The following is a 26,731-nucleotide window of genomic DNA, read 5'->3' as shown; positions in this document are numbered from 1 at the left end:
GCATGGCTTCTTTTGAAGTATTGGGTGGCCGCCCATTAAACGGCGAGATTATCCCGCAAGGGGCGAAGAACGAGGCCTTACAGATTCTTTGCGCAGTGCTCTTAACGTCTGAGCCTGTGGTTATTTCTAATATTCCCAACATCCGGGACGTCAACAAACTCATTGAGCTGTTGCGCGACATGGGCGTACAGGTGGAGCAGAATGCGCCAGATACCTACACGTTTAAAGCCCAGGATGTAAACCTGGATTACCTTTCCACGCAGTCTTTCATAGAGCAGGCACGCGCCATTAGAGGTTCTGTCATGATCATGGGACCTTTGTTGGCCCGTTTTGGCATGGCCAAGCTGCCCAAACCCGGCGGTGACAAGATTGGAAGAAGAAGACTGGATACCCACTTCATCGGGTTCGAGAAACTGGGCGCCACCTTCAAGTATGACGCGCAGGACAGCTTCTACCATCTGGAGGGTAAGCACCTGAAAGGCACGTACATGCTTTTGGATGAGGCTTCCGTGACTGGAACCGCCAACCTGGCCATGGCCGCCGTGTTAGCCGAAGGCATTACCACCATCTACAACGCCGCCTGTGAGCCGTATCTGCAGCAACTCTGCAAGATGCTCAACCGTATGGGCGCTAAAATCTCCGGCATTGGTTCTAACATGCTCATCATTGAGGGCGTGGAGAAACTGGGAGGCACCGAGCACCGCATGCTCCCAGACATGATTGAGATTGGCTCTTTCATTGGCCTGGCAGGCATGACTGGTTCTGAGATTACCATCAAAGACGCGCAGATCAGAGAACTTGGTTTGATACCAGACACGTTCCGCAGATTGGGCATCAACATGGAGTTCCGGGGCGATGATATCTTTATTCCGGCGCAGGACAGCTATGAAATTGACACCTACATTGACGGCTCCATCCTTACCGTTTCTGACCATACCTGGCCAGGCTTCACGCCAGACTTGTTGAGCGTGGCGCTGGTAGTAGCCACCCAGGCTAAAGGAACGGTTTTGATCCATCAGAAGATGTTTGAGAGCCGCTTGTTCTTCGTGGACAAACTCATTGACATGGGCGCGCAAATTATTCTTTGTGATCCGCACCGTGCCACCGTGATTGGCCAGAACAAGCAAGTGCCGTTGCGTGGCATTGACATGACATCGCCAGACATCAGAGCGGGGGTTGCCTTGCTATTGGCTGCCCTGTCTGCCGAAGGCCGCAGCGTCATCCATAACATTGAGCAGATTGACCGTGGCTACCAGAACATTGACGGCCGCCTGAACGCCATTGGTGCTTCCATCACGCGTATTTAACCAGTCATTCTATGGTATGTAAATAAAAAGAGGAAGCCCTACAAGCTTCCTCTTTTTATTTACATACCATTGACATTCAATCACAACCGTTTTTAGAGTGTTTTCTGGAAAAGAGCCCTAAAACGAAGAAGTGCTTCTGTTTATTGTTCTTGCCTATTGGGTTACCTTCCTGGGGCTGAAAGGATTAAGGGCAAAACCTGACAGCTATGAAAACCCTGAAAAACCCTTTGCTCTTTCTACAAGTTTGCGGCACCGCCTTCTTGATGAACAGCTGTGAACCTTCCAAGGAATCTTCATTTGCCCCAGAGGCGGAGATGGCTCCTGCAGAAGATGCCACTTCTTCTAGCGAAGACAAAGTAGTTGAGCCATCTACAGAGAAATCTCCAGCGCAAATGCTCATCAAAGAAGCAGAGATAAAGTTTCAGGTAAAAGACCTTGCCGCCAGCATGCTGCGCATAGAAGAAGCCGTTAAGAAAGCCAATGGCCTTATCTCCAACACCACGCAAAACAGCCAGGAAGACGAAGTGTCTACAGACTTGGTCATCAGGGTGCAACCTGAGCATTTTTTGCCGCTGTTGGAGCAGTTGCAGAAAGAAAGCGTGAACCTGGACTTCCGGAACCTGGGCGCTGAGGACGTAGCTGCCGCCTATGTAGACGTGCAGGCCAGAATCAAGGCCAAACGAGCCGTAGAAGCCAGATATAGAACCCTGCTGGACCAGGCCAAAAACATTCCAGATATTTTGGAGGTGGAGCAGCATCTCACCCAGGTACAGGAAGAAATTGAGAGCGCAGAGGCCAGATTCAGGTTCTTGAAAGACCAGACCGCCTACAGTACCATTAAGCTGAACATGTACCAGGTGGTACCTATGAGCTTTACGGAGCGTCTGGGGTTAGGCACCCGTTTTTACAATGCCTTCGGTACGGGTTGGCAGTTGTTCCTGACCTTGCTGGTAGGCATGTGCTACCTTTGGCCGGCTTGGTTGATACTGGGTGGTTTCTGGCTTTTGCGCAGGAAAGGGCTGGTGTAGGGCCGGTTGTTTTTGGGCTGTTTTCCAGGAAAGAGGCTAAAAACAAAATTTAGGCGCCCTAGGTACCTGGAACCAGTTTGGCATGTATCTTGTCTTATCACTGAAAGAACCATAAAATTCTTTTACTTTAGTTTCCACCTTTCAAACGTACTCCTATGAACTTGTTAGTAATGATGGTCAGCGCCTGGTTTTCCTTTACTGCACCCGCCTGGTTGCACAGCATGGACCAAGCCAAAAAGGTGTCGCATGAGAAGCACACTCCTATTCTGATAAATTTCTCCGGCTCTGACTGGTGCGGACCTTGCATCAAGATGGAAAAGCAGATTTTTGAGAACCCCGAGTTTCAGGAATACGCCGCCCAGAATCTGGTTTTGGTGAACGCCGACTTCCCAAGACTTAAGAAAAACCAGCTGCCCAAAGACCAGATTGCCCTGAACGAGAAACTGGCCGAGCAATACAATAAAACCGGCGTGTTCCCTTTAACGTTATTAGTGAATGAAGACGGCAAGGTGCTCAAAAGATGGGAAGGTTTCCCAGCCAAAGACGCCCAGGCCTTTCTAACCCAACTCAAAAGCATCCACTAAGTGATTTCAACAGATTCCCCATTGGTACATGCTCCCATCCTTTACAGGAAGGTGCAGAAGCTGATGGGGAATCGGTTTGAATTGACGGTAGCAGCCGCCTCTCAGCAGGAGGCAGATACCTTGCTTGAGGCCGCCGTTGCTGAGATCCAGCGCATTGAGCGCCTCTTAACCACCTTCGCAGATTCCAGCGAGACCAATCAGATCAACGCCATGGCCGGCATTGCCCCGGTCACTCCGTCAGAAGAGGTATATGCCCTCATTGAGCGTTCCCTACGCATCTCTGAACTCACCCAGGGCGCCTTTGACATCACCTACGGCGGGGTAGACAAAAGCCTTTGGAACTTTGACCCCCACATGTCGGCCCTGCCCAGCGCGGCCGTGGCCAAGGCTTCGGTGCGTTTGGTCAATTACCAGAACGTGGTATTAAACCCCAAAGACAAGAGCGTTTTCCTGCGCCACAAGGGCATGCGGATCGGGTTTGGGGGCATTGGCAAAGGCTACGCCGCCGAAAAAGCCAAACAAGTCCTGCTCCAGCTGGGCGTGCAGAGCGGAATAGTCAACGCCGCCGGCGACCTGAGCGCCTGGGGCCTGCAGCCCAACGGCCAGCCCTGGACCATTGGCATTGCAGATCCCAACGCTGCCCTCCACGCCTTCTCCCGGTTCAACATCTCCAACATGGCCGTGGCCACCTCAGGCAACTATGAAAAGTTTGCCATCATAGACGGAAAAAAATACAGCCACACCATCAATCCAAAAACCGGTTTGCCCGTTACAGGAATAAAGAGCGTGACTGTTCTTTGCCCCAATGCCGAGTTGGCCGATGCGATGGCCACCCCCGTGATGGTGATGGGGGTACAGGTAGGGCTTGACCTTATTAACCAAATGCGCGACATTGCCTGTCTGATTATTGACGACTTTGACCAAATCCATTGCTCCAAAAACATACACCTGACCACATGAACCTAACTGCTCAGAATTTTACCAGGCTCTTTTTGCTTTTTATGGCAGGGAGCCTTTTTTCTTGCCAGACCGTGCAGGAATACAACAAGATGTACCTCAATGATGCCGAGATGGTCTTGAACGCGCGCAAAGTCCAGAAAACGGAGCTCAATTTTCTTCTGTACCGCGAAGGAGCCTCTGGGGCCAATGGCGGCAAAACAGGTGGCGGCTGCGGCTGCAACTAACCAATTAAGAATATGCAGAAAATCTACCTTCACGCCTCGCTGTTCTTTTTAACCATTCTCAGTTCCTTCGGGCAGACTACCCAGCCAGACAGCACCACGTTCAAGAGCCGCAAGCTTAAAACCCAGGAAATCAATTTTGTCACTAGCTATTACCGGCAGGACGGCAACAATTCTGCCGTGACGGGCGGCATAGGCACTGAGGAACTGACCGACGTGGCCACCACCTTTGACATTACCATGGCCAAGGGAGACGCCAAAAATCGTTTGCACTCCTTCCGGCTAGAAGTAGGTTTTGACCATTACAGCTCGGCCTCTTCAGACTTGATTGATCCTACCACCATCTCCTCGGCCTCGGCGGCAGACAACCGCATCTACCCCTCTCTTTCTTGGGCCATGCAAGATGACGTGAAGGGATATTCCATAGGTGCCGGCTTGTCTGTCTCTACAGAGTATGACTACTTCTCTAAGGGCGTGAACGTGAACTTTGCCAAATACTCTAAAGACCGTAACCGCGAAATTGGCCTGTCCTTGAGCGCCTTTCTGGATTCTTGGAGCATGATTTATCCCATTGAGTTGAGAACGCTGCAGACGCCGTCGGGGCCGGTGGACAACCCAGATGCCGAGGGAACCAATCCCAGAAACTCGTACAATGCCTCGGCCTCTCTTGCTCAGGTCATCAACAAACGCCTGCAGGCCTCCCTCATACTGGACCTAGCCTACCAGACGGGGCAGCTGGCTACGCCCTACCAGCGCGTGTACTTTACAGACAATTCGGTGCATGTAGAGCGCCTACCAGACACCCGCGTGAAAGTACCGCTGGGCCTGCGCCTCAACTACTTCGCTACGGACCGAATTTTGGTGAAGACGTTCTATCGGTTTTACACAGATGACTGGGGCATCATGGGCCACTCCGCTGAGGTGGAACTACCCTTCAAGCTTACGCCGTTCCTGTCTGTAAGTCCGTTTTACCGTTTTTACAGCCAGAGCGCCGCAGACTACTTTGCTCCCTACCGGGCCCATACCGCCCAAGAGGAGTTCTACACCAGCGACTATGACTTGTCTGAGTTTGTGAGCCACCTGTTCGGGGTGAACCTACGGTACAATTCCGCGGCTGGCATTCTGGGCATCAGTAAGCTCAATACGCTGGAGTTGCGCTATGACCATTATAACCGAGACACCGGCTTGGTGGCAGATGCCGTTTCTTTGGCCGTGACTCTTAAATAGCGTATTCTCTTTTTGAGTGCCCCGCCATGAAGTACCTGAAACTGCTCTGCCTTTGTATGTGCCTGCCCTTTTTTTCGGGTGGGGCTTTGCCGGCATATGCGCAGCCCAGACAGCAGGATCCAGGGCCTAGGCATGTTCAAGACACGTTGCCTATTATAGGGCTACAACAAGACACGGCCGCTGCGCAAAAGTTTGCTCACCAACCCAGGTTCTCTCCTGCCCTGAAAATAACGGGATTAGTGCTGGGCAGTGCGGCCCTCTGGACGGCCACCTACGCATGGGTAGACGAACCGCTGCAAAAATTTACGCAGCAACATAGAACAGCGCCTATGGATATGTTGGCTCAAGCCGTTGAACCAATGGGCAGGCACAGCCTTCTACTGCCGGTTACAGGAACCGTGGCACTGGCTGGCTTTGCCATCAACAACCCTAACTTGAAAAAGGTAGGCATGGTGTCTCTGGGAAGTTTGCTCATAAGCGGAGGTTTTACCGGCTTGGTCAAAAACCAGGTGCACCGCTATCGGCCTAGCGTTACTGGGGAGAATCATTTTTATGACTGGGGCGAAGAAGTCTCTGACAATACCTCCTTCCCCTCCTCGCATACAACGGTGGCTTTTGCGATGGCCACTTCCGTAGCTTCTGTGTATGGCCAAGAGCATGGCTGGGTTTCTCCGGTGGCCTATGGTACGGCCACCTTGGTGGGACTTTCCCGCATCAATGACAACGCCCACTGGGCCACAGACGTCATGGCCGGTGCTGCCGTGGGCTATCTATCCGCCAAGGGCGCAGTGTTTCTGTATAATTTAACGGAGCAAAAGCTGAAGGCTCGCAAAAGCCGCCTCTTGCTAGCCCCGCAGGCTGGTCTGTCTTCGGCCTCGTTTGTTGCCTCCCTTACCTTTTAGCAAATCTTTGGATTGAAAAGTGGCAGCCCGTTTTTAGCCTGTTTTCACCAAAAGAGCCCAAAAACGACCGTCTTTGGGCTCTTTTAATGTAGGGCATGTGTCTGGGTTTACTCTGCTACTTCTCTCCTGCTGCCTTGGTACAATTCATATTTGAACAGACGGCACTCAATGGGGCCATTGTACAAGGGTATTCTTCTGGAAGGTTTTAAGCCGATGTGCTTGGCTGCCTCCAAATTGCCAGTGAAGATGGCGGCATCCCAATCCTGGAAATTGCTTTTGAGCGTGTCTCCTATCATTTTGTAGAGGTCGTTCATTTCGCGGTCGTCGCCAATGCGTTCCCCGTACGGAGGGTTCAAGACAAGAATGCCTTTGTCTACGGGCTTGGTGGCCTGGGCGAAGTTGAGCTCTTTAATACGCACGTATTCATCCAATTCTGCGAACTCCAGGTTCTGGAAAGCTGCTTCCACGAAGTCTGGGTCAATGTCTGAGCCAAAAATTTCCACTTCCGCGTCCCGGTCTTCCTGGGCCAGGGCGGCTTGGTAGACTTCTTTATACAGCTCAGCATTATAGTCTGGCCAACGCATAAAACCGTAATCGCGGCGGTAGACGCCAGGGGCAATGTTATGGGCCATCATGGCGGCTTCGGCTAGAATGGTGCCAGAACCGCACATGGGGTCATACAACGGCGACTTTCTATCCCAGCCAGACAGCATGAGAATGCCGGCGGCCAACACTTCATTCAATGGCGCTACGTTGGTCTGCTGACGGTACCCGCGGCGGTGCAGAGAATCGCCGGAGGCATCCAGGGCCAAGGAAACGATGTTCTCATGCATGTGCAGGTTAATGCGCACGTCTGGGGTGGTCACGTCTACGCTGGGCCGCTTGCCTGTCTTATCCCTGAACTGGTCCACAATGGCGTCTTTGGTCAACTGAGACACAAACAAGGAGTGCTCAAACGTTGACCTGGACACCACTGCGTTGATGGCGAAGGTACTGTTCACGGTAAGGTGACGGCTCCAGTCTTGCTCCCGCACTTTCATGTATAGCTCCTTCTCATCCCTGGCCTTGAATTGCGCAAACGGCTTTAAGATTCTGATGGCGGTGCGGCACCATAGGTTGGCGTTGTACAACAGGCGCTGGTCACCGGAAAAGGTCACGGCCCGCACTCCCACTTTCACAAACTTGGCCCCCAGGTCTGTTAGTTCCTGCGCCAGCACTTCCTCCAGGCCGGCCAGTGTGGTGGCAGTCATGTTAAAGTTGACGGGTTTGGTAGGTGCGGCCATAGTGGATTTGTTAAATGAAGGTGAAAGGAATTTACGGTTTACAGCCTGCAAGTTCAGAAAAAAAGCCCATTCTGCCGCCTTCTCCATGGCAGCCATTGCCGTTGGGGAAAGATAATCACAGGTTTACGCGTCGGGTTTCCTCAATCTTACCGGGTTTCTGTAACTTTGTTCCCTTACAGAACCTTTCACCTTGCCTATGGAACTCCAGAGAGCCGCCTCCCTGCAACCGTACAATACCTTCGGGATAGACGCCAAAGCCACCCTGCTAGCTGAATTCACTTCTAAGGAAGAGCTGCAGGAATTATTGCAGCACCCTCAGGTGAAGGCGCTCCCCAAACTGATTCTGGGCGGTGGCAGCAACGTCTTGTTCACCCAGGATGTGGAAGCAGCCGTTTTGCTCAACCGCATCAAAGGCATTACCCAAGCACCCCAGGAAGACCAGGAGCACGTGCTGGTGACGGCGGGTAGCGGCGAGACCTGGCATGACCTGGTGCTGTATACTATTGAACAAGGCTTGGGCGGCATTGAAAACCTTTCCCTGATACCTGGGACGGTGGGCGCGGCCCCACTGCAGAACATTGGTGCTTATGGCGTTGAGCTGAAAGACACCTTCTACTCCTTAGAGGCCGTGGAAATGGAGACGGGCCAGACCATCACCTTCGGGAAAGAGGAGTGCAACTTTGGCTACCGTGAAAGCATTTTCAAGAAAGAAGCCAAAGGCAGATACATTGTCACCTCGGTTACCTTACAACTCACCCGTAATCCTACCTTCAACACGTCATACGGGGCCATCAGCAACACCCTGGAAGAAATGCAGGTGAAAGAATTGAGCCTGAAAGCCATTAGTGATGCCGTAATTCACATTAGAAGAACCAAGCTTCCAGATCCGGCCAAGATTGGCAACGCCGGCTCTTTTTTCAAAAACCCTGAGATCGGCCTCGCGCAGTTTGACATCCTGAAGGAGCAATACCCCACCATGCCTGGTTACCCCGTGAGCGAGCATACCGTGAAAGTGCCGGCCGGCTGGCTGATTGAGCAGTGTGGCTGGAAAGGAAAGGTTCTGGGCAAACACGGCGTGCACAAAGACCAAGCCTTAGTGCTGGTAAACTACGGCGGCGCCACCGGCAATGAGGTAAAAGCCCTGGCCTATGAAATCATAAAGTCCGTGGAAGAGAAATTCGGCATCAGTCTTTCGCCCGAGGTGAATATCATCTAAAGACTCTATAACTTAATTGCCTTGAACGAAGGAAATTTAATCGCCTATAAATGAAAAAGGCCAGCGCTTTCGGCTGGTCTTTTTCATTTATAGGCGATTTTGGCTTGTTTTCTGTAAAGTAGGCAAAAAACGGAAAGTTTATAATCTCAACTAAAAAGTAGAATCAACCCATTTTCTTTTATTGATACTAAGCTCTCCCTTACTACTGGAACCCAGATAGCAACTAGTTGGTAGCAAGAAATCATAACATAAATAACCTTGTACCGCAAAAAATCAAATATTTTCAAAGTTGCTCCGGCAATATTTTGATTTCCAACACCCTGTGACGGGACAGCTTTCTCTATCACTAACTTTTGTAAGCCGTCACCATAATGTAATAAAACTAAACTGAAGCTAAACCATAATATTCGCCAGTATGCTTCAGAAGTCATAAAGTAATTAGTGTCTAGAAAGTCATTATGCAATATGGTAACTAGCGCCACAAAGCTAGCTAGCTACCATATATTCAATCTACTTACCTTATTTGCTCTTGCTAAGGTTAAAAAAACTATAAAATTCAAGAAAAGAAAATAAGCCGAATAAAGGATATTAATCAAAATCATGATTATCAAATTGCTTGGACTAATTTATACTTCTATCCAATAAGATTTTATATCAACTACTTCAAAACAATAACTGAAGCACCGTCCCCGCCGCGTTCTATGTGCTCATTGCCTACGCTGGCTACTTCTTTCAAGGTGCGCACGTAATCCCGCACCACTTGCTTGAGCACGCCATTGCCGCGGCCATGGATGATTTTTACCTCTGGAATGCCCAGCATGATGGCGTCGTCCATGAAATTCATCACGGTGGTCAGGGCGTCCTCGGCGTACTTGCCGCGCACGTCTAAGGTGTGCTGAAAATCTGCCATGCGCTGGGTCACGTCCAAGCCTTTAGAAGGGCCTGTGGCGGTGGCGGCTTCCTTGTCCTTGGCTTTCTTCTCCTTCATCCAGGCGGCGTTGTGGTCTGGGCGTTCCAGTTTGTCCAGCTTGACAATGGTTTTGAGGCCACCAAAACTCACCTCGGCGGTTTTACCTTTGACGGCCAGTAACTCGCCTACTGAATCCTGCCCCTGTAGTACCACGCGTTCACCTACCTGCAACGGACCACTTTTCGCGTTTCCGTTCCGGATGGCAGGCTTAGGTTCTGGTAGCAGCTTTGCCTTGAAAGTTTCCAGTTCCTGACGCGCAGCCTTGGTCTGTTCCTTCTCTGCCTGACTTTTTCTTATCTGCTCAATGGTGCTTTCAATCTGCTGATTGGCGTCTTTGAGCAGGAGTTTGGCCTGGGCCTTGGCGTTCCGGAGAACGTCTGTCTTGCTTTCCTCCAGGTGCTGCTTGAGCTCAGTGTATTCCTGCACCGCTTTCTGCAGTTTGCGTTCCTGCTTGGCTACGCTGGCGTTGCGTTGTTCAAAGTCGGTCTTTTCTTGTTCTAATTGCTCCAGCAGGCGGTCATAGCGTATTTTCTCTTTACCCACCAAAGTGCCGGCTTTGTCCAGAATGTTTTTGGGCAAACCAATCTTGCGGGCAATCTCCAGGGCGAAGGAACTGCCCGGCTTGCCAATCTCCAGCTGGTAGAGAGGCTGCAGTTCTGAGGGGTTGTAGCGCATGGCCCCGTTCACAATTTCAGGGGTCTTTTCCGCGAAGTTCTTGAGGTTGGTATAGTGGGTGGTGATGACGCCGTAAACCTTCTGTTGGTGCAGCTGCCCCAAGACTGCCTCAGCAATGGCTCCACCCAGAACCGGCTCCGTACCCGTCCCGAACTCATCTACCAAAACCAAAGATTTCTTACCCGCGAACAGCACAAACTGCTTCATGTTTTGCAAGTGCGAGCTGTACGTACTCAAGTCATTTTCAATGGATTGCTCATCGCCCATATCCAAGAAAACATCGTCAAACATACCAGCCTCTGAGCCCTCTCCCACCGGAATCAAGAGTCCGCACTGCAACATGTACTGCAGCAGGCCCACCGTCTTCATGGCCACCGATTTACCCCCGGCGTTAGGTCCCGAAATCAAGAGGATGCGCTGCGTAGGGTTCAACTCCAGTGAAAGTGGCACTGCTTTTTTACCGTGTGCCTGCATGGTTAAATGCAGAATGGGATGGCGGGCGTCTTTCCATTTAATCAGCTGTTGTTTGTGCAGAGTGGGCATGATGCCGCCAATTCTGTTGGCCAGCACCGCCTTGGCTCTAATGAAATCCAGCAAGGACAGGAACTGGTACGCCTTCTTCAGGTTAGGAAGATGGTGGCGCACCTGGTTGGTGACCGCCGTCAGTAACCTAATCATCTCTCTATGATAGGCGTTCTCCAGGTCTTTGATGTCATTGTTGAGTTCAAAGACGCTTTCAGGTTCCAGGTAAACGGTTTGGCCGGTGGTAGACTCATCATGAATCAAGCCTTTGATGCGGCGCTTGTATTCGGCAATAACAGGAATCACCAGGCGGCCGCCTCTGATGGTAGGCTCGGCATCGCCGGGCGTCCAGCCTTCCTGCTTGGCGTGGCGCAGAATACTGCTGATGGTCTTGCGCAACTGCGTCTGCTGACCAATGAGGTCGCGCTTTACGCGCTGCAACTCCGGTGAGGCATCATCCCGCACATTGCCGGCATCATCTACCAGTTTGTCTAAGGCAGCCACCAGCGCGCGGTCTACCTCTACGCCCTGCGTGAGCGCTTTGAGGGCAGGAAAAGCCTCTTCCTCCGCCTCAAAAAAGAAGCCCAGTGCCTGCCGGATGGCCCGCAATGACATTTTTATCTCGAAGACGCCGCGCACTTCCAGAAACGCTCCTTCTAAAGCGGCCCGGTTCAGGTGCTCGGTTACGTCAAAGTAATACTGTGATGGAAAGTCCTCGCCGGAGCGAAGAATCTGGGCAAACTCATCTGCCTGTTGCAGCAGTCGTTCCACCAGGTCAAAACGGTTCAGGAATTGGACCCGCTCCACAAAACGGCGTCCCAGCGGACTCAAGCAGGAATCAGAGAGCATTTCCCTAATCTGCCCGAAGCCAATCTTTTGTTCAAAATTTGATGGGTATATCAAGTATCGTTGGTTGTTATTGGTTAACCGTTATTCGTTTTTTGGCTGTTTTTACAAAAGTAGGTTAAAAACAGCATTGCCAAGCATTGGATAACAGATAGAGGTAATGGGATGTTCCTTTTCGGGGCGAATTATTTGGATGCGCTGGTGCAAGGACTCAACAGGTGAAAGTTGAGGTAAACACTCATTTTTGGCCTGTTTTCAGGAAAAGAAGCCAAAAACGCCATACAAAAAATTGCTATTTACTTACACCTACAACTATAAGTAACCGCAAAACCTTCGCTTTTGTCATCCTGTAAGGATCTTGGTGGCAAACTGCAGTAGCGCCTTTTCATTGTGATGACTTCATTATTAAAAAACAAGAAGTACTTGTTCCAATGACCAAGCCTGTCTAGTATGCCCACAAGATCTTTTCAGGATGACAAAATAGTGAGTGAATGATTGAGTGATTGAATTATTGAGAGAATGAAGGTTTGAAAAGGCTTAACTGTCAAGGCGAACTAATTGTTAACCCAACTAAAACTTCTCTTCAATCCCCAGGCCAAACAACGCGAAGTCATACTTTACCGGGTCTTGGGGATCATAGGCGCGGAGGTTTTTGGTGAGTTCTTCGGCCATGGCCCAGTCTGATTGGGTGCGTTCAATGAGTTTGAGTTTGCGGGCCACGCGCTGGACATGTACGTCGCAGGGGCAGATTAAGTCTTTGGGAGAGATGCTTTTCCAAATCCCGAAGTCCACGCCGGACTCGTCTTTTCTTACCATCCAGCGCAGGTACATATTAATGCGTTTGCAGGCAGATTTCTTGGCAGGGGTGGAAATGTGTTTTCTGGTTCGGTGCGGGGCTTCTGGCAAAGAAAAAACCAGGTTATAAAAGTGCTCCAGTCTGGCTTTCTGAGTAAGCAACGGCACAGGACCAGTTCCTAAGAATGCCACTTCCAGGGAGTTATGCTGCTCGTAAAACCAACGAAAAAAATGGACCAGGTACAGCAAGTCTGTGTCATTGAAGGTACGGTGCTTGAACCCCAGCAAGCTTTTTAAATCATCTTCGTGGTGATGCCGGATGAACTGGTAGGGAGCATTGTCCATGCGGGCCATGAGCTCAGTGCACTTGTTGATGATGGTCTTCCGTTGTCCCCACGCCAAAATAGACGCGAAGAACCCTGCTATCTCAATATCTCTTTTCTCTGTAAACCTATGCGGGATAGAAATGGGATCATGCGGAATGAACTCCAAGGTATTGTAACGCTGGTATCTATCCTCTAACAAAGCCTTGATCTGGGAAGACATCTCTTTTTAATGATTAATGAATAATGATTAGTGATTAATTTCTCAATGAGTAAGTAACTACAGGTAATGGCTTCTATTACGCAGGTGAAAGAAAGGTGGAAAGACAGCCTCAATGATTCGCAATTTTTTTTAACACAAAGCCTCCCCACAGTTCTGGCTAAAGCTATTCTTCACATTTAAAAATCATATTATTCATTATTCATAAAAAAAGAGGCGAAAAGCGGATTCCTTTGGGGTTTCCGTTTTTCGCCTCTTTTGGTGAAAATAGGTCAAAAACGCCTTATGGCATGTAAGAAAGTTCTACTCTGAAGCGGCCGTCGTTGGCGCCAATCTGCTGGCAGGCCTTCTTGGATAGCTTAATGACTACTTTCTCGTTTTCGCCGGTTTCTGGTAGTTTCCCAATCACGCGTACGTATACCGTTTGGTTGTTCATGGGGTTTTTCACCGCCATGATGGTACCCACCGGAGCCGTTTTGTGCAGGGCCAGGAACTTGTTGGCATCTACTTTTTGGTCAATGGCTTCGGCCATGCCACTTTCAGACACGCGCGGGGTGTACTCAGTGGTCACCGTCAAAGACTTTGAATCTTTTTCTTCAGCTGATTTGGTAGGAGTAGAAACGGGCGCCGGGGCCGGAGCAGGACTTGTTGCGGTAGTGGCAGTTTCGGTTTTAGGGGCGCCGGCCTTGGCCAACGTGGTAGGAATGGCGGGCTTGGCCGTCACTGGTCTAACCGGAGTAGGTTGCTTAGCAGCGGCTGGGGCTGGTTTTACTTCTTCGGTCTTGGCTACTGCAGCAGAGTTACCGGCTTGCTTCGGCATGGCTACCTCGTCATCCTTCTCAGGCACGTAAATGGGCTTCTGGGCAGTGGCCTGTAAATTAGGTTTGTCACCTACTCCCACAATCAGCTCCTGGCCAATCTCCACGGTGTTATCCGTCAGCTTGTTCCATTTCTTAAGATCGTCAATGGTTACTTTGTGTAGTCTGGAAATGGCAAATAGCGTCTGCTTTGGCTGTACGGTATGCAGTCTGTTGCCTTTGGCATCTACCACGTAGGTTCTGCTGGCAGCCGGAGCAGCCGCCGGAACTGCCGCTGGCTTGGCACCAGTAGGCGCAGATTTGGCCGCAGGGGTGGCTGTTTTGGCTGGTGCGGCGGCCGTGGCGCCTTTCATTGGAATGAGCACCAATTGCCCTACATGAATGGCTTTGTCAATGTTCTTGTTGGCCGCCACAATCTGTCCAACGGCTACACCGTATTTGCGTGAAAGGGCGTACAGCGTCTCTTTGGGCTCTACTTTGTGGGTGATGAATATTTTCCCGTTTACGGTCTGAGTTCCTACTGAATCACGTACCGCCAACGTGCCCGCCTGGGCAGCACCGTAGCTCACCAGGGCGCATCCTAAAACAAACACAAATTTCTTCAACATTGGACTCTATTTCTTAATCAAAATTTACATTCACCGGGAGGGGAACAGACACAAGCACAGACTCATGCTGCAACAGAAAAAGGAAACCAGACTGTACAAAAAACGCGGGCCCTCCTATCCTTTCTGCATCCTTCACAAGGCAAAACTCGTTTAAGGCTTCACCATTGAGGCTGTAAGTTACCAAAAATTTGTCAAACAATCCGACCTCTTGGGCTACATAGTAGCTGAGAATAAAGCAGGTATCTGTTTCCAAATACTCCACCTCTTGCACCGGCACATGCCCCTTGTGGCCAGCTATAAATGCCGTCAAATCTGTGTAATGGCTACTGGAAGAAGTAAATATCTCTGAGTGGTCTACCTTAAAAGCCAATTCCTTCTTGCCATCTTCCAGCAACCGGACAGCTTCCTGCTCTGTCAACGCTTGCAGAAACTGCCCAGTATTCGCTTCATAAACCTGTACTTTTTTTGGCCGCTCCCCTGCTTCTGAACAGTAGAGATTTTGGCCATGCTGTGCCTCAAAAAGAACGGTTGGCTGAATGAACAGCACCTTCTGCGAAGCCATCTGGACCGCCGTAACCCCCATTGGCTGCCCCACGGTTCCCTGCCGGTCAAACCCGTGCAAATACAGAATCTCTTCACTGAAACCAGCCAGCCCGGCCCACCACTTTTCTTCTACCTGGAAATGGTCTAACAGCAGCTGAGGACAGCCCGGCTGGAGCAGACAAAAATAGACTTGCAACGACTGCGTGTCCCGCACCTCTACGCCAAAACATCCGGTCTGCTCATTGGGCAACAGCCGCCAAACCTTGCCTTTGAACTGATACTGGAGGATTTCTGGGGAAGATGGCATGCGTTTTTGGCCTGTTTCTGTAAAAATAGGCCAAAAACGGAAATTACAAAGCTTGGTAAAGGCCACTATTGCTGGCTGGAAGAATACTATCTTTGAATCTGTAAAGTAAATGCCATATGAAAACCTTAGGAATCATCCCTGCCCGTTACGCCTCTACCCGTTTCCCGGGCAAACCCTTAGTTGACTTAGATGGAAAATCTATGATTCAGCGGGTGTATGAGCAGGCGCAGAAGTCTAACCTAGATGCCGTGGTGGTGGCTACGGATGATGAGCGCATTCTGGACCATGTTACAGGATTTGGCGGAAAGGCAGTAATGACGGGTGAACACCACCAAAGTGGTACCGACCGGTGTTACGAGGCGTACACTTTAATGGGGCAGGAATTTGACGTGGTGGTGAACATACAAGGAGACGAGCCTTTCATTCAGCCGGAGCAGATAGAAAAGGTACTTTCCTGCTTTGAACAGGAAGCCTCGCAGATTGCCACCTTGATCAAACGGGTGAAGAACCAGGAAGAACTCTTTAACCCGAACAGCCCGAAAGTAGTCATTGGCGCCCAGCACCAAGCCTTGTATTTCAGCCGGCATCCTATCCCCTATTTGAGAGGTGTTGAACAAGACCAGTGGATGGAAAAGCATGCGTATTACAAGCACATAGGCATCTACGGATACCGCAGTGCGGTGCTGGCGGAATTGACTAAACTGGCACCTTCAGCCTTGGAGAAAGCCGAGTCCTTGGAACAACTACGTTGGCTGGAGCATGGTTACCGAATTGTCACCGCCATTACCGAATTTGAGACCATCGGGATAGACACGCCTGAGGATGTTGAAAAAGCCTTGGCCTATTTGAGATAATTTAATCCCGTTCCTTATGGAGGAAAAGCAAAAGCCGTTTTTGGCCTGTTTCTCGGAAACCAAGCCAAAAACGGCTTTTGCTCTATTGACTTATTTGGGAATTAAAGGCTGGGAGACAAAACTGCATCTGGTGTCTACAGATTCTTAAATGCAAACGGCTTTCCCTAACGTTCTCCCTGAGAATGATTGGATTGCTTTGCTTCGTTTTTGACCTGATTTTCAGAAAACGGGCTAAAAATGACCTTAAGATTTCTGCTGGCTCAGGACTCGCGACTCAGGACTACACTTTATCCTCCCGCCTTTTTGGCTTTGTAGCCCAGGTCCAGGAGAACCTGCATGACTTTGTCTCTAAAGTCGCCTTGGATCATGATTTCGTTGTCTTTGGCGCTTCCGCCTACGCCGCACTTGTTTTTTAGAGTCTTGCCTAAGGTTTGCAGGTCCTCGTCCTGACCCACGAAGCCCGTGATCAAGGTTACTTTCTTACCGCCGCGCGCTTTCTTGTCTAGTTGCACGCGCAGGTCCTGTTGTTGGGGCGGCAGGGTGGCAATGGTTTCGTCCTGCTGGTAATCGTATTCAAAGTCTGGGTTGGTGGAAAACACCACGCCGTCCCGGTTTTTCTTGTTCTTGCTCATCTTCTTTTCTTTATCCTAAAGCAGCTACTATTTCCAGCGATTTAGGGAATAATGTTACTTCAAATTGGGTGGCCTGGCCAATGTACTCGCCGTCTGCGTGAAAATGCTGAGGAATTTGGCTATGGACCTGCACGGTGGCGCAGGTATGAAACTCGGCCAGCGACGAGGTAGAAATGGTTTTGGTCATCAAGCCATATCCCAGTTGCAGGGCCTCGGTCAAACCTACATGCCTGATCAGGCAAACGTCCAAAAGCCCGTCCTGAATGTCGGCCATGGGCGCGATGAACGCATCATTGCCGTATTGGGAGGCATTGGCGAAGGCGATCACGAAAAACTCTGAACTCAGCTCGCGGTCATTTATTTGAATGGTGGCCTCCTGGGCCAGATACGTTCTAAACTCCTTGATAATCAACTGCACGTAACTGGCCAGCCCGCGCTTCACGCTTTTGGCAAACGCTGAACTTACCAAGCCGTCAAACCCGATGCCGGCCGTACAGAAAAACGGGTGACTGTTGATGGAGCAGGAATCTATATGATGAAAGGTGGCCTTATTGATCAATTCCAAGGCCTGCGGAAGTTTCAGGGGAATTTTCAAGTGACGAGCCAAGCCGTTTCCTGATCCTTTGGGCAGAATACCCAAGGCGGTGTTGGTATGGAGTAGACCACGAGCTACCTCATTTACCGTTCCGTCTCCGCCCACGGCCACTACCAGTCTTGTACCGTCTTCAGCGGCTTGTCTGGCCAATTCGGTGGCGTGCCCGGCGTATTCCGTCTTGAGCAGGCAAGGCTCCCAGTGCTGCGTGTCAAGGCCTTGTTCAATCAAAGAAGGCACGTCTACTCCGCTCCGGGTCCCCGATTTAGGATTCAGAATAAAGCAAACTTTCTGGCGGGCTAGTGTCTGGCTCATTCGCTGGGTGTACGTCGTTTTTGGCCTGTTTTGGTAAAAATAGACAAAAAAAGTGGTGCTACTGTACAGCAACACCACTTCTTAAAAGGTATAAAAGCTATTACGCTAACTATCCTATGCGAGAGATCAAGTCTGCAGCACGGTTAGAGTAACCAGACTCGTTGTCATACCAGCCTACTACTTTCACCAGCGTACCGTTAGCAGAAGTTAGGTCAGCGTCAAAAATACATGAATGTGGGTTGCCAACAATGTCAATAGAAACGATTGGATCCTCAGTGTACTCCAGGATGCCTTTCATTTTTCCATCGGCAGCAGCTTTCATAGCGGCGTTGATTTCGGCTACGGTTACTTCACGCTTTAACACGACAGTTAAGTCTGTCAAAGAACCATCTGGAATAGGCACGCGCATGGCAACCCCGTCCAACTTACCGTTTAAGTGAGGCAATACCAAGCCAACGGCCTTGGCAGCACCGGTTGACGTTGGGATGATAGAATACGCGGCGGCACGAGCTCTGCGCAAGTCAGAGTGCGGTGCATCCTGTAGGTTTTGGTCAGCGGTGTAGGCGTGTACCGTGGTGATGTACCCCTTCTCAATTCCGAAGGCATCGTCCAACACCTTCGCCATTGGGGCAAGGCAGTTAGTCGTACAAGATGCGTTAGACATGATGGTTTCAGAACCGGTCAAGGTGTCTTCGTTCACGCCTAATACTACGGTTGGAATGTTTCCTTTGGCTGGGGCCGAGATTACTACTTTTTTGGCGCCGGCTTCTAAGTGTCCGCCTGCTCCTTTTTCGTCCACGAAACGACCAGTAGACTCCAATACCACGTCTACGTTCAGTTTACCCCAAGGCAAGTTCTTAGGCTCACGCTCTGCGTGTACTTCAATGCGGTTTCCGTTGACGGTGATGCTTGATTCATCTGCAGTCACAGTGCCGTTGAAACGACCGTGCACAGAATCATATTTTAATAGGTGCGCTAGCGTGGCGTTGTCGGTTAGGTCGTTGATGCCAACTACCTCTACGTTCTCGCGCTCCAACAGGGCTCTAAAGGTAAGACGGCCTATGCGACCGAAGCCGTTGATGGCTACTCTTATTTTCTTAGACATGGATAAATAAGGTTTGGTTATGGGTTGTACTAACTACCGGCGAAGTTACGCCTCTTGGATAGCAAAACAAACTAAAATTTTGGGTCTCATTTTGAGAGGCTTACCATTTTAGGCACTTTTTTTTGTGGTCACCTTTTGCAAATCAAAACCGTCCCGCTATATTTGCACCATCAAAACCGACAGATGGTCCGTTCGTCTAGGGGTTAGGACACCAGATTTTCATTCTGGTAACAGGGGTTCGATTCCCCTACGGACTACTTGAAAATCATAAAGGCCTGTAAGAAAAAATCTTACAGGCCTTTATTTTTATTCTGGGTCCTATAGCCGTTTGGCATATTTGGATTTCCTTATTAATAAGACCTTGTTCACCTAGCGCATAGCTAATTCCACTATTTCACCTCCCCTTTATAACTGGGCCAATTCTAAGTAAATGGTGGTGGATTATAAAACTGCAGCGTTAAAGGTATCTCCTTGTGCCACATCACCGGTCTCAAAACCCTTTTTAAACCATCTTACACGTTGGGCAGAGGTACCGTGGGTAAAGGAGTCTGGTACAACCCTTCCGGTGGATCGTTTCTGGAGGCGGTCGTCGCCAATAGCGCTAGCTGCATTTAGGGCTTCTTCCAAGTCACCAGGCTCCATGAATCCGGTAGATCGTTGGGTATGGTGCGCCCAGACACCGGCATAAAAATCAGCCTGAAGCTCCACCATGACCATGAGCTTGTTGAACTCAGTATCAGATAGTTTGCCTCGCATGGCATTTACCTGATCCATGGTGCCCGTTAGTTTCTGCACATGGTGCCCCACTTCATGGCCCACTACATAGGCCTGGGCAAAGTCTCCCTCGGCACCTAGCTTGTTATCCATCTCTTCAAAAAAGCTTAGGTCTATGTATAGTTTTTCATCTCCGGGACAATAGAACGGTCCAGAGGCGGAAGAAGTAGTCCCACACGCTGAGCTTACCTGGTCTGAAAATAGCACCAGCGTTGGCTCCCTATATCCTTGAAGGAGCTTGTTCCAAACGTCCTCGGTATCAGCTAGTACGGTGGTAGTCTGGTCTGCCAGTGCTTGCTCCTCCTGGCTTACCTGCCCGGAAGAGGTCTGGGCATATTGCGGATCACCGCCTACAAACCTCTGAAGTAGGTCTAGAGGATTAGTGCCTGTTAAAAAGAAAACCAGCGCCAAGATGGCCACTATTACCAATCCTGCCTTCGAGAAAAGCATCCGGATGAGGGGCAAAATCAACATGGGACTAATGCCCCTTCCACCGCCTAAACCACCTCCTGTTTGTCCTCTAAGATCTTCTACGTTGCTGCTTTTTCTTCTGCCTTGCCATTTCATAAGAATGTATTTAAAAAGGTGATTGAAGGTCTACTGGAATAATGCCATATTTAGCAAGGGTATTACCTAACCCTTCTTGCCCACTATAACGGTAGGCACCTCGCATTAGATGCAGCATTTTTCAAAGACTATATAATGGAGCTATGATTGACATATGGGTGGCTGTTTGATTTAAAGCTGATTTGCTGATAATGGCCACTATTCATCTATTAAAAACTCAGGAATGCGGCTGCTGTATTATGATTTAGTAAGCATTCCCTCTAAGACTATGCATTTTACTTTTATCGTTTTTGTGAACCATCCTGGGATGACTAGAGCATATATCTGTGGCACTATCAACTCACTCGATATTACATCAGAATTTAGGCAGCCAATCTATTAATTGTAGTAGAATCCCTAATCATTAGAACTAATTGAATCTTGCTACACCGATAAGGTCATTCCTATATGGATTCATAGGAAAATAACAATGAGGGCACATACAGGTTTAACACCTTGAGCTGCTTGCCAGCGTACACTACTTGTTTAGCTACTTCTTTTCCCCTTACTATGAAAAATATAAAGGCCTTGGCCGTCCTGAATTTCCTGTTCTTCCTGCTGCATTTAGTGCCGTCCCAGCTCACCCAATTCAAACTCTTCAATAACCAGACCATTGGCGATGTCTCAGATAAATACCCGGCCCTGTTTACACCCGCCGGCTTAACGTTCTCTATCTGGGGCTTGATTTATTTGGCCTTGCTGGCATTTTGCATCTATCATTTAGTGAAGGCCTACAAAGCACCACAGGACCATGAAGCCAACCAAGACCTGCTACGCATAGGCTACCTGTTCATGCTAAATAACCTGGCCACGGGCTTTTGGACCATTGCCTGGGTGCAGGAATGGTTGTTGGTTTCCGTTGTTCTCATTGTAATCCAACTAATCACCTTGCTGGCCATTCATGTACGATTAGGCATTTACAGCAGGAACAGATCTACGGCTTCTAAATGGTTTACCCAAGTGCCGCTGAGCCTTTATTTCGGGTGGATTATAATTGCCACGGTAGCAAACATAAGCTCTGCCTTGGTAGGACTGGGATGGGATGGCTTTGGAGTAAGTGCCGGGCTCTGGACTGTTGTTATGATTGGTGCGGCCTCCTTCATCGTCATGTATGTGGTCATCAGCAGAAGCAACTCAATCATAGGCTTGGTAGGAATTTGGGCGCTTTATGGTATAGTACTTAAGCATCAGACCCTGGATGCGCCAGAAAGCCAGGGAATAATCACGGCGGCCTGGGTTTCCCTGGCTCTGGTAGTACTTGCCGCAGGCTTTGCCTTCTTTAAAAATGGCAGAAGCTCTGAGGGCGTGCTTCATCAAGTCTAAGGTTTTAACTCCGGTAGATAAAAAGTAATAGGCCCTTCTAAAGCTTACCTTCAAGCCCATTGCTTCGCCTCCGTTTTTGGGCTGTTTTCTGGAAAACAGCCCAAAAACGGAGGATGGCATACTTTTTAGTTCTCATTATTTTCAGACATTTCTTTGCCTGATAGCCTCGCCTACCTCAAACGAAAAGTTAAAATGTCGTAATATTACTTTCCGGCTGGGCACAGCTGGCACCTGGGCAGACTCATTTACTACTTTTCTTTAAAATGTGGATGCTCTAATAAATTTTAACCCAACCCAACAGAGGATATACAAATGGCTTCAGGTCTTCTTGCCTTATTAGATGATGTAGCGGCGCTTGTAAAAGTAAGTGCCGCCAGTTTAGATGACGTACCGGCGCAAGTGGCTAAAACCACCGGTAAGGTTTCTGGAATTGTGATTGATGATACTGCCGTTACGCCTAAATATGTAGTGGGCCTGGACCCGTCCAGAGAGTTAGCCATCATTTACCAGATCGCTAAAAAATCCCTAATCAATAAGCTTCTATTCATTAGTCCGGCGGCCCTGCTCTTAGGGTTCTTCGCACCGTGGGCCATTACTCCTATCCTGATGTTAGGCGGCTGTTTTTTGTGTTATGAAGGCTATGAGAAAGTACATTCCATGTTCAGCACACATTCAGATCAGGAAGAGGATGCTGACAATGCGACTACCATCACCCCTGAAGAATTAGAAAAGGAACGCGTAGATGGGGCCGTCAGAACCGACTTGATTCTTTCGTCTGAAATTGTAGCCATCACCTACTCTACCGTGGCAGACACCCCTTTGATGAACCAAATCATTGTCATGCTGGCGGTAGGCATTTTTATTACCGTGGCGGTCTATGGGTTTGTGGGCCTTATTGTAAAGGCAGATGACATGGGTGTGCACATGGCCAAAGAAAAATTTCATCCAGCTGTCCAGAAGTTCGGAAGAGGCCTGGTGAAAGGCATGCCTACTTTTTTGAAGGTCTTAGCGTACGTAGGGACAGCTGCCATGCTCTGGGTGGGCGCCGAGATTGTTATTCATGGCATACCTTTCTTGCACCACCTCCTGGAAAACTTCCTCCACTCTCTGCCTGAGATTCCTGCTCTTCAGTGGTTTATCAAGGTACTTATTTCTGCATTGGCCGGAATTATCCTAGGTTTTCTGATTGATAAAATTGTGACCTTGGTGCGCAAAATGCTTCCATCTGGCAAAAAAGAAAAAGCATAGTGTTTGATTCTGAGCGATGGAAGAAGGCTTCAAAATAAAAACCAGTCTTTTGAGCCCCACCTGACCTATCAGGTGGGGCTTTTTGTAAATAATATGTCAAATATTTCCAATGAGTCTGTGTTGCAACAACTGCCTGGCTTGCTTTCACTTACCCATCAAAGGGAATGCATACCTTGCTCCTAACCTGCGGAAGCCCTTAATTTTTATCATTTTTTTCTCCAGCCCCTTTTGCAAATCAAAACCAGCCCGCTATATTTGCACCATCAAAACCGACAGATGGTCCGTTCGTCTAGGGGTTAGGACACCAGATTTTCATTCTGGTAACAGGGGTTCGATTCCCCTACGGACTACCAGAGGGGAAAAGCAGGAAATATCCAGCTTTTCCCCTTTTTCTTTTTCTGCCAGTTCTCTCAAAATCACATTTGTAAGGTTGGCAAAGGAATTAACCATATTGGTTCGATAAAACTTCTTTTCACGGTTATACTGCACTCCTTCCGGGAACACCAGCATTTGCAACCTTTTCAGATTTAACATGTCTAGATTGCCCTATATGGATGAGACTCTTATTATCATTTTCAACTCACTTATCAAGCAGAATACCTTGGTTCGATAAGGCCCCTGGATTTTCTCAATTTTCCGCCTATCCGCACTCAGCCTCTCGTTGAACTTTACATAAATCCCCGCTCAATCTCACCGTTGGCGTACCTCCCTTCGAGCGTTTCATTTTTCTTTCCTGGCTACTTAAGTTGCTGGTTAAGGAGTTTTTTACTTCCCACTTGGAGCAGTTGATTTAAGGTTATTTCTGAGAAAGGAAGAACATACTATTTCATAACCGGACACTAAAAAATATAAAGACAGGGTGTATTCTGACGGGCCTCAATCCAGCTTTCTATGGTCTGGGAGAAGGAGAATAGGCAGGTAGGTATGGAAGGATTGGTCTTGGTGGTAAAATTCATCTATGAGATGGTGGGTGTAGTCATTCAGTTGGGAGACCATCACCAGAAGATTTGCCCGCTTTCTGCGACAATACTGGCTTATACCCTCTTCAATGCGCGGGTTGAATTCAATATGAAAGGAGACGTTCTTATAAAGGAGGCTTTTTGTTTCAGCAACAAAACTTGATTTTAAACTTTCCAATCCTTCCTCTACCAGATTGGGCAACACATATAGAAATATAATCTCTGCTTTAAAAAGGGAAGCCAGCGTGGTTAAGAACTCCGTATCCAGCAAGGGCTTGTCTCCTAGATCTATGGCGAAAACTATTTTATGAAGTGGCTGAAACGTGACTTTGGGAGGCACAATGAGTATGGGGCAGGGAGAAGCCCTAATAACGTTGGCGGCAGTAGTATAGTAAAGAACCTCTTGAAGGTTTTGAGCGCCTTCATTGCCCAGCACCAGGAGTCCGGCCCGTACTTCCTGCACCAAGGCTTGGGCCATGTCTGTTAAAGAAGCTTTCTGTAGCCTTTTTTCATAGGGAATTGATTTCGCCCAGTCTTTATTCTGAAGACTATGAAGCAAATCATCCAGCAGCTTCATTCTTATCTCTTCTGTGCCAGGGCTCATCTCCTGCCCGTTATCTCCGCCATTTTGTTCTGGCACCAACATGGGGAAGCCTGCGCTTTTAGTGGCATGGAAAAGCACCAGTTTGGCGTCTAGCCAATGCGCCAGTTCATTGGCATAAAACGCCGCATTGATTGAGCTTTCGGTAAAATCAGTACCACAAACTATAGGCTCCATAATTTTCTTTGAAAGAGGCTGAGCACTTTATCAATCCATGAAGCCTACATCAATGAGAGTATGGTTAAAACCACCCAAGAAAAGAAGAAGGAGCAACCAGAGGCAGAGCCGACAAGGGTCAAGAAAGAACTGGCAAGCGAACAGGGCCATAGCGCCCTTGTGTATTCTTTACGCAGAATTTTAAATACCGCTCCAATACACCCCACATTTCCCTTTCTAATATTGAGCATAAACCAGACACCCTCAGCAAAGTATTGAACCCAAGAAGTGCAAGGCCTTTTGATCACAAGGATTCCTTTGTATAAGGCCTAACGAAACCTGCCAAGTCAAGCCTTACATCAATTGCTTGTAAACATTAGAGTTAGATACTTTTATAAAAGTACTAACAAGAAATCCTGCCTACGCGTTATAGCAATGTACGCCCTTCTTTGACGCTTTGCTCTCCTGCCTAGCTTGCCCAGCCGCTCATTTTGGTCTTTTTACCCATATTTAGTTTATGCTTTCACTTTTCCAAAGGCAACAACACCAGGAAAAATCACACACCCCAGAACAGGTTAGATTCAGGCTGAGCCAGATGGAGAACCACAGCTACCTGAAAGACTTTATCTATGGGGCGGTGGACGGGGCCGTAACCACTTTTGCCGTAGTGTCTGGGGTGGCGGGCGCAAACCTGGCGCCGCAAGTGGTTATTATTCTGGGCATGGCCAACCTGCTGGCAGACGGATTCAGTATGGCGGTCAGCAATTACTTGGGCACCAGAACAGAAAAGCAACAATTAGAGAAAACCCTGCTGGAGGAACAACAGGAGATTGAGAACGACCCAGCTGGGGAGCAGGAGGAGATACGCCAGATATACGCCAAGAAGGGCTTCACAGGAGACCTGCTGGAACAGGTGGTCCGCACCATTACTTCAGACAAGCGCATTTGGGCGCACACCATGTTACAAGAAGAGCACGGCCTCAGCCTTTCTCCGGTCTCTGAATGGAAGGCTGCCTTGGCTACTTTTACCGCATTTCTGCTGGTGGGCATCATACCCATTGCCCCTTACCTCTGGAATTACAGGTCGCTGCCAGGCATTGACAATCCATTCTGGTGGAGCAGTACCTGTACCGGGATTGCCTTCTTTAGCATAGGCGCGCTCAAAAGCCGGTTTATAAGCAAGCCTTGGTACACCTCGGGCATGGAGACGATGCTGTTGGGCAGCGCCGCCGCCTGCGTATCCTATCTGGTGGGGGTTCTACTCAAAGGCATTTAACCCTTTTTTTCTTCCACTAGTATACAGTAAGATACGTTTAGGTGGATACTCATTAGGGTTACCTACACTACGTCCGCTCTCCGGGCCTACCCCTGTTGAATTGGTGTGCGCGCCAGTCTGTTTTTAGGCTAATTTCCATAAAAGAGCCGAAAAACGGTTTTCTGCTTCTTGTTCAGTTAAAGAAAGGCCTCCGCTTAGGGCCATCTAATTCTTTCTTCCCTTCCCTGGCTTGCGTATTGAGTTTCCTTAACGGTCATGACTTTCCTCCACTACTTCATTCAAAAACCATGGATACACTCACTTCCACTTCCGGTCATTTACTATTATCCATAGGCCTGCAGGACCTGCACCAAGAAAGCGTTGGCTGGCTCCAGGACATAGCCTTCTGGAAAACAGAGATTTCCTTCTTCCAGAAACTATTAGAGCAGGTAAACATTCGGGTACATGACTTGGAAGACAAAAAGCGGATAGATCATTTTCAGAGCCTTCTCCTTTACTTTAAGGGAGAACTCTTAGACCAGTACCGCCATGACCTTAGAGACCACGAGCGTTACTTGATGCACTTAATCCAGAACCGGGCTCAGATAGAAGAAGAGCACTACCGAGAGGTCCACCAAGGTTTTCAAAATCAGATAAGAGCCTTTGAGGCAGACTTTAAACAGTTCAGGCTTAGTCTGTACCATTTAGCGGAGAAATACATGTAAGCCCTGGATAGAAATACCGCCGGCAAGCCGATGTAAAATCCCCGTTTTTGGCCACTTTTCTGGGAAATAGGCCAAAAACGAAGACAAAGAAAAAGTACAAACTCCGATGATCAGAAAAAAGGGCAATAGAACAACCTGAAAAGATTCATGCTTCTGCCCTTGCCAGCCTACTCTGGCCCCGGTAAAATGGAAGGCTTCTGAAATGAATGAGTTACAACGCTTTGACGGCAC

23 protein-coding genes and 2 tRNA genes are annotated in these 26,731 nt (G+C 49.0%); 15 read left to right on the top strand and 10 right to left on the bottom strand.

The window, feature by feature from the left end; all coding sequences use genetic code 11:
* The first annotated feature begins 2 nt into the window (after positions 1-2).
* The 7 genes from murA to GU926_RS00710 all read left to right on the top strand — a co-directional run bounded on the left by murA (position 3) and on the right by GU926_RS00710 (position 6,229).
* Positions 3-1,307, top strand: a complete 1,305-nt coding sequence (gene murA, locus GU926_RS00740) for a UDP-N-acetylglucosamine 1-carboxyvinyltransferase (RefSeq protein ID WP_160688067.1) — start codon at positions 3-5, stop codon at positions 1,305-1,307.
* A 206-nt stretch (positions 1,308-1,513) separates the two neighbouring features.
* Entirely contained in the window at positions 1,514-2,335 is an 822-nt protein-coding gene (locus GU926_RS00735; RefSeq protein ID WP_160688065.1) for a DUF4349 domain-containing protein, read from the top strand.
* Between the two features lie 155 nt (positions 2,336-2,490).
* A complete protein-coding gene (locus GU926_RS00730; protein ID WP_160688063.1) occupies positions 2,491-2,919 on the top strand; it encodes a thioredoxin family protein in 429 nt (142 codons plus the stop codon).
* Complete coding sequence (locus GU926_RS00725; RefSeq protein ID WP_394350772.1) at positions 2,920-3,879, top strand: FAD:protein FMN transferase; 960 nt, start codon at positions 2,920-2,922, stop codon at positions 3,877-3,879.
* A complete protein-coding gene (locus GU926_RS00720; protein ID WP_160688061.1) occupies positions 3,876-4,103 on the top strand; it encodes a DUF4266 domain-containing protein in 228 nt (75 codons plus the stop codon). Before GU926_RS00725 ends, GU926_RS00720 begins: the two co-directional genes overlap by 4 nt.
* A 12-nt stretch (positions 4,104-4,115) precedes the next feature.
* Positions 4,116-5,327: a DUF3570 domain-containing protein gene (locus tag GU926_RS00715; RefSeq protein ID WP_160688059.1), complete on the top strand. Its 1,212-nt coding sequence runs from the start codon at positions 4,116-4,118 to the stop codon at positions 5,325-5,327.
* Positions 5,328-5,353: 26 nt separating this feature from the next.
* Positions 5,354-6,229 carry a phosphatase PAP2 family protein gene (locus tag GU926_RS00710; protein WP_160688057.1) on the top strand — a complete coding sequence of 292 codons (876 nt, stop codon included), beginning with the start codon at positions 5,354-5,356 and terminating at the stop codon, positions 6,227-6,229.
* Between the two features lie 107 nt (positions 6,230-6,336).
* On the opposite strand, the gene GU926_RS00705 is transcribed toward GU926_RS00710, so the two are convergent.
* Positions 6,337-7,512: a THUMP domain-containing class I SAM-dependent RNA methyltransferase gene (locus tag GU926_RS00705; RefSeq protein WP_160688055.1), complete on the bottom strand. Its 1,176-nt coding sequence runs from the start codon at positions 7,510-7,512 to the stop codon at positions 6,337-6,339.
* 196 nt (positions 7,513-7,708) lie between these two features.
* Here GU926_RS00705 and murB point away from each other — a divergent pair, with 196 nt between their 5' ends.
* On the top strand, positions 7,709-8,728 hold the full coding sequence (murB, locus tag GU926_RS00700) for a UDP-N-acetylmuramate dehydrogenase (protein WP_160688053.1): 1,020 nt from the start codon (positions 7,709-7,711) through the stop codon (positions 8,726-8,728).
* A gap of 658 nt (positions 8,729-9,386) precedes the next feature.
* Here murB and GU926_RS00695 read toward each other — a convergent pair.
* The 4 genes from GU926_RS00695 to GU926_RS00680 all read right to left on the bottom strand — a co-directional run bounded on the left by GU926_RS00695 (position 9,387) and on the right by GU926_RS00680 (position 15,355).
* Entirely contained in the window at positions 9,387-11,798 is a 2,412-nt protein-coding gene (locus GU926_RS00695; protein WP_160688051.1) for an endonuclease MutS2, read from the bottom strand.
* Between the two features lie 513 nt (positions 11,799-12,311).
* Positions 12,312-13,082 carry a TIGR02757 family protein gene (locus tag GU926_RS00690; protein WP_160688049.1) on the bottom strand — a complete coding sequence of 257 codons (771 nt, stop codon included), beginning with the start codon at positions 13,080-13,082 and terminating at the stop codon, positions 12,312-12,314.
* A gap of 280 nt (positions 13,083-13,362) precedes the next feature.
* Positions 13,363-14,505 (bottom strand): LysM peptidoglycan-binding domain-containing protein, encoded by a 1,143-nt coding sequence (locus GU926_RS00685; protein WP_160688047.1) that lies wholly within the window; start codon positions 14,503-14,505, stop codon positions 13,363-13,365.
* Between the two features lie 13 nt (positions 14,506-14,518).
* On the bottom strand, positions 14,519-15,355 hold the full coding sequence (locus tag GU926_RS00680; protein ID WP_160688045.1) for a DUF4905 domain-containing protein: 837 nt from the start codon (positions 15,353-15,355) through the stop codon (positions 14,519-14,521).
* A gap of 116 nt (positions 15,356-15,471) precedes the next feature.
* Here GU926_RS00680 and kdsB point away from each other — a divergent pair, with 116 nt between their 5' ends.
* Entirely contained in the window at positions 15,472-16,209 is a 738-nt protein-coding gene (gene kdsB, locus GU926_RS00675) for a 3-deoxy-manno-octulosonate cytidylyltransferase (protein WP_160688043.1), read from the top strand.
* A 287-nt stretch (positions 16,210-16,496) separates the two neighbouring features.
* On the opposite strand, the gene GU926_RS00670 is transcribed toward kdsB, so the two are convergent.
* The 3 genes from GU926_RS00670 to gap form a co-directional block, all read right to left on the bottom strand.
* Complete coding sequence (locus GU926_RS00670; RefSeq protein WP_066510154.1) at positions 16,497-16,841, bottom strand: translation initiation factor; 345 nt, start codon at positions 16,839-16,841, stop codon at positions 16,497-16,499.
* Between the two features lie 10 nt (positions 16,842-16,851).
* Positions 16,852-17,748 carry a diacylglycerol/lipid kinase family protein gene (locus GU926_RS00665; RefSeq protein ID WP_160688041.1) on the bottom strand — a complete coding sequence of 299 codons (897 nt, stop codon included), beginning with the start codon at positions 17,746-17,748 and terminating at the stop codon, positions 16,852-16,854.
* Positions 17,749-17,857: 109 nt separating this feature from the next.
* Entirely contained in the window at positions 17,858-18,853 is a 996-nt protein-coding gene (gene gap, locus GU926_RS00660) for a type I glyceraldehyde-3-phosphate dehydrogenase (RefSeq protein ID WP_160688039.1), read from the bottom strand.
* Positions 18,854-19,038: 185 nt separating this feature from the next.
* On the opposite strand from gap, the gene GU926_RS00655 reads away from it, so the two are divergent.
* Positions 19,039-19,110: transfer RNA gene (locus GU926_RS00655), tRNA-Glu, on the top strand.
* 184 nt (positions 19,111-19,294) lie between these two features.
* Here GU926_RS00655 and ypfJ read toward each other — a convergent pair.
* On the bottom strand, positions 19,295-20,194 hold the full coding sequence (gene ypfJ, locus GU926_RS00650) for a KPN_02809 family neutral zinc metallopeptidase (RefSeq protein ID WP_160688037.1): 900 nt from the start codon (positions 20,192-20,194) through the stop codon (positions 19,295-19,297).
* Positions 20,195-20,743: 549 nt separating this feature from the next.
* Here ypfJ and GU926_RS00645 point away from each other — a divergent pair.
* The 3 genes from GU926_RS00645 (at position 20,744) to GU926_RS00635 (ending at position 23,157) form a co-directional block, all read left to right on the top strand.
* Entirely contained in the window at positions 20,744-21,556 is an 813-nt protein-coding gene (locus tag GU926_RS00645; RefSeq protein ID WP_160688035.1) for a hypothetical protein, read from the top strand.
* Between the two features lie 312 nt (positions 21,557-21,868).
* Positions 21,869-22,804 carry a DUF808 domain-containing protein gene (locus tag GU926_RS00640; RefSeq protein ID WP_160688033.1) on the top strand — a complete coding sequence of 312 codons (936 nt, stop codon included), beginning with the start codon at positions 21,869-21,871 and terminating at the stop codon, positions 22,802-22,804.
* A gap of 278 nt (positions 22,805-23,082) precedes the next feature.
* Positions 23,083-23,157, top strand: a tRNA-Glu gene (locus GU926_RS00635).
* Between the two features lie 523 nt (positions 23,158-23,680).
* Here the strand turns inward: GU926_RS00635 and GU926_RS00630 are convergent.
* Positions 23,681-24,541, bottom strand: coding sequence for a universal stress protein (locus GU926_RS00630; protein ID WP_160688031.1), 861 nt, complete (start codon positions 24,539-24,541; stop codon positions 23,681-23,683).
* Between the two features lie 496 nt (positions 24,542-25,037).
* Between GU926_RS00630 and GU926_RS00625 the strand changes: the two genes are divergently transcribed.
* Positions 25,038-25,796 (top strand): VIT1/CCC1 transporter family protein, encoded by a 759-nt coding sequence (locus GU926_RS00625; RefSeq protein ID WP_160688029.1) that lies wholly within the window; start codon positions 25,038-25,040, stop codon positions 25,794-25,796.
* A 287-nt stretch (positions 25,797-26,083) separates the two neighbouring features.
* Positions 26,084-26,500 (top strand): hypothetical protein, encoded by a 417-nt coding sequence (locus tag GU926_RS00620; RefSeq protein ID WP_160688027.1) that lies wholly within the window; start codon positions 26,084-26,086, stop codon positions 26,498-26,500.
* The last annotated feature ends 231 nt before the right edge of the window (positions 26,501-26,731 follow it).

Source organism: Nibribacter ruber, from assembly GCF_009913235.1.
Classification (GTDB): Bacteria; Bacteroidota; Bacteroidia; order Cytophagales; family Hymenobacteraceae; genus Nibribacter; species Nibribacter ruber.
The sequence above is the reverse complement of the archived record's forward strand: the minus strand, read 5'-3'. Positions and strand labels throughout refer to the sequence as shown.

Bases quoted from the DNA above. Each gene is read 5' to 3' on its own strand.
- murA (WP_160688067.1), top strand. From the start codon at position 3: ATGGCTTCTTTTGAAGTATTGGGTGGCCGCCCATTAAACGGCGAGATT.
- GU926_RS00735 (WP_160688065.1), top strand. From the start codon at position 1,514: ATGAAAACCCTGAAAAACCCTTTGCTCTTTCTACAAGTTTGCGGCACC.
- GU926_RS00730 (WP_160688063.1), top strand. From the start codon at position 2,491: ATGAACTTGTTAGTAATGATGGTCAGCGCCTGGTTTTCCTTTACTGCA.
- GU926_RS00720 (WP_160688061.1), top strand. From the start codon at position 3,876: ATGAACCTAACTGCTCAGAATTTTACCAGGCTCTTTTTGCTTTTTATG.
- GU926_RS00715 (WP_160688059.1), top strand. From the start codon at position 4,116: ATGCAGAAAATCTACCTTCACGCCTCGCTGTTCTTTTTAACCATTCTC.
- GU926_RS00710 (WP_160688057.1), top strand. From the start codon at position 5,354: ATGAAGTACCTGAAACTGCTCTGCCTTTGTATGTGCCTGCCCTTTTTT.
- GU926_RS00705 (WP_160688055.1), bottom strand. From the start codon at position 7,512: ATGGCCGCACCTACCAAACCCGTCAACTTTAACATGACTGCCACCACA.
- murB (WP_160688053.1), top strand. From the start codon at position 7,709: ATGGAACTCCAGAGAGCCGCCTCCCTGCAACCGTACAATACCTTCGGG.
- GU926_RS00690 (WP_160688049.1), bottom strand. From the start codon at position 13,082: ATGTCTTCCCAGATCAAGGCTTTGTTAGAGGATAGATACCAGCGTTAC.
- GU926_RS00685 (WP_160688047.1), bottom strand. From the start codon at position 14,505: ATGTTGAAGAAATTTGTGTTTGTTTTAGGATGCGCCCTGGTGAGCTAC.
- GU926_RS00680 (WP_160688045.1), bottom strand. From the start codon at position 15,355: ATGCCATCTTCCCCAGAAATCCTCCAGTATCAGTTCAAAGGCAAGGTT.
- kdsB (WP_160688043.1), top strand. From the start codon at position 15,472: ATGAAAACCTTAGGAATCATCCCTGCCCGTTACGCCTCTACCCGTTTC.
- GU926_RS00670 (WP_066510154.1), bottom strand. From the start codon at position 16,841: ATGAGCAAGAACAAGAAAAACCGGGACGGCGTGGTGTTTTCCACCAAC.
- GU926_RS00665 (WP_160688041.1), bottom strand. From the start codon at position 17,748: ATGAGCCAGACACTAGCCCGCCAGAAAGTTTGCTTTATTCTGAATCCT.
- gap (WP_160688039.1), bottom strand. From the start codon at position 18,853: ATGTCTAAGAAAATAAGAGTAGCCATCAACGGCTTCGGTCGCATAGGC.
- ypfJ (WP_160688037.1), bottom strand. From the start codon at position 20,194: ATGAAATGGCAAGGCAGAAGAAAAAGCAGCAACGTAGAAGATCTTAGA.
- GU926_RS00645 (WP_160688035.1), top strand. From the start codon at position 20,744: ATGAAAAATATAAAGGCCTTGGCCGTCCTGAATTTCCTGTTCTTCCTG.
- GU926_RS00640 (WP_160688033.1), top strand. From the start codon at position 21,869: ATGGCTTCAGGTCTTCTTGCCTTATTAGATGATGTAGCGGCGCTTGTA.
- GU926_RS00630 (WP_160688031.1), bottom strand. From the start codon at position 24,541: ATGGAGCCTATAGTTTGTGGTACTGATTTTACCGAAAGCTCAATCAAT.
- GU926_RS00625 (WP_160688029.1), top strand. From the start codon at position 25,038: ATGCTTTCACTTTTCCAAAGGCAACAACACCAGGAAAAATCACACACC.
- GU926_RS00620 (WP_160688027.1), top strand. From the start codon at position 26,084: ATGGATACACTCACTTCCACTTCCGGTCATTTACTATTATCCATAGGC.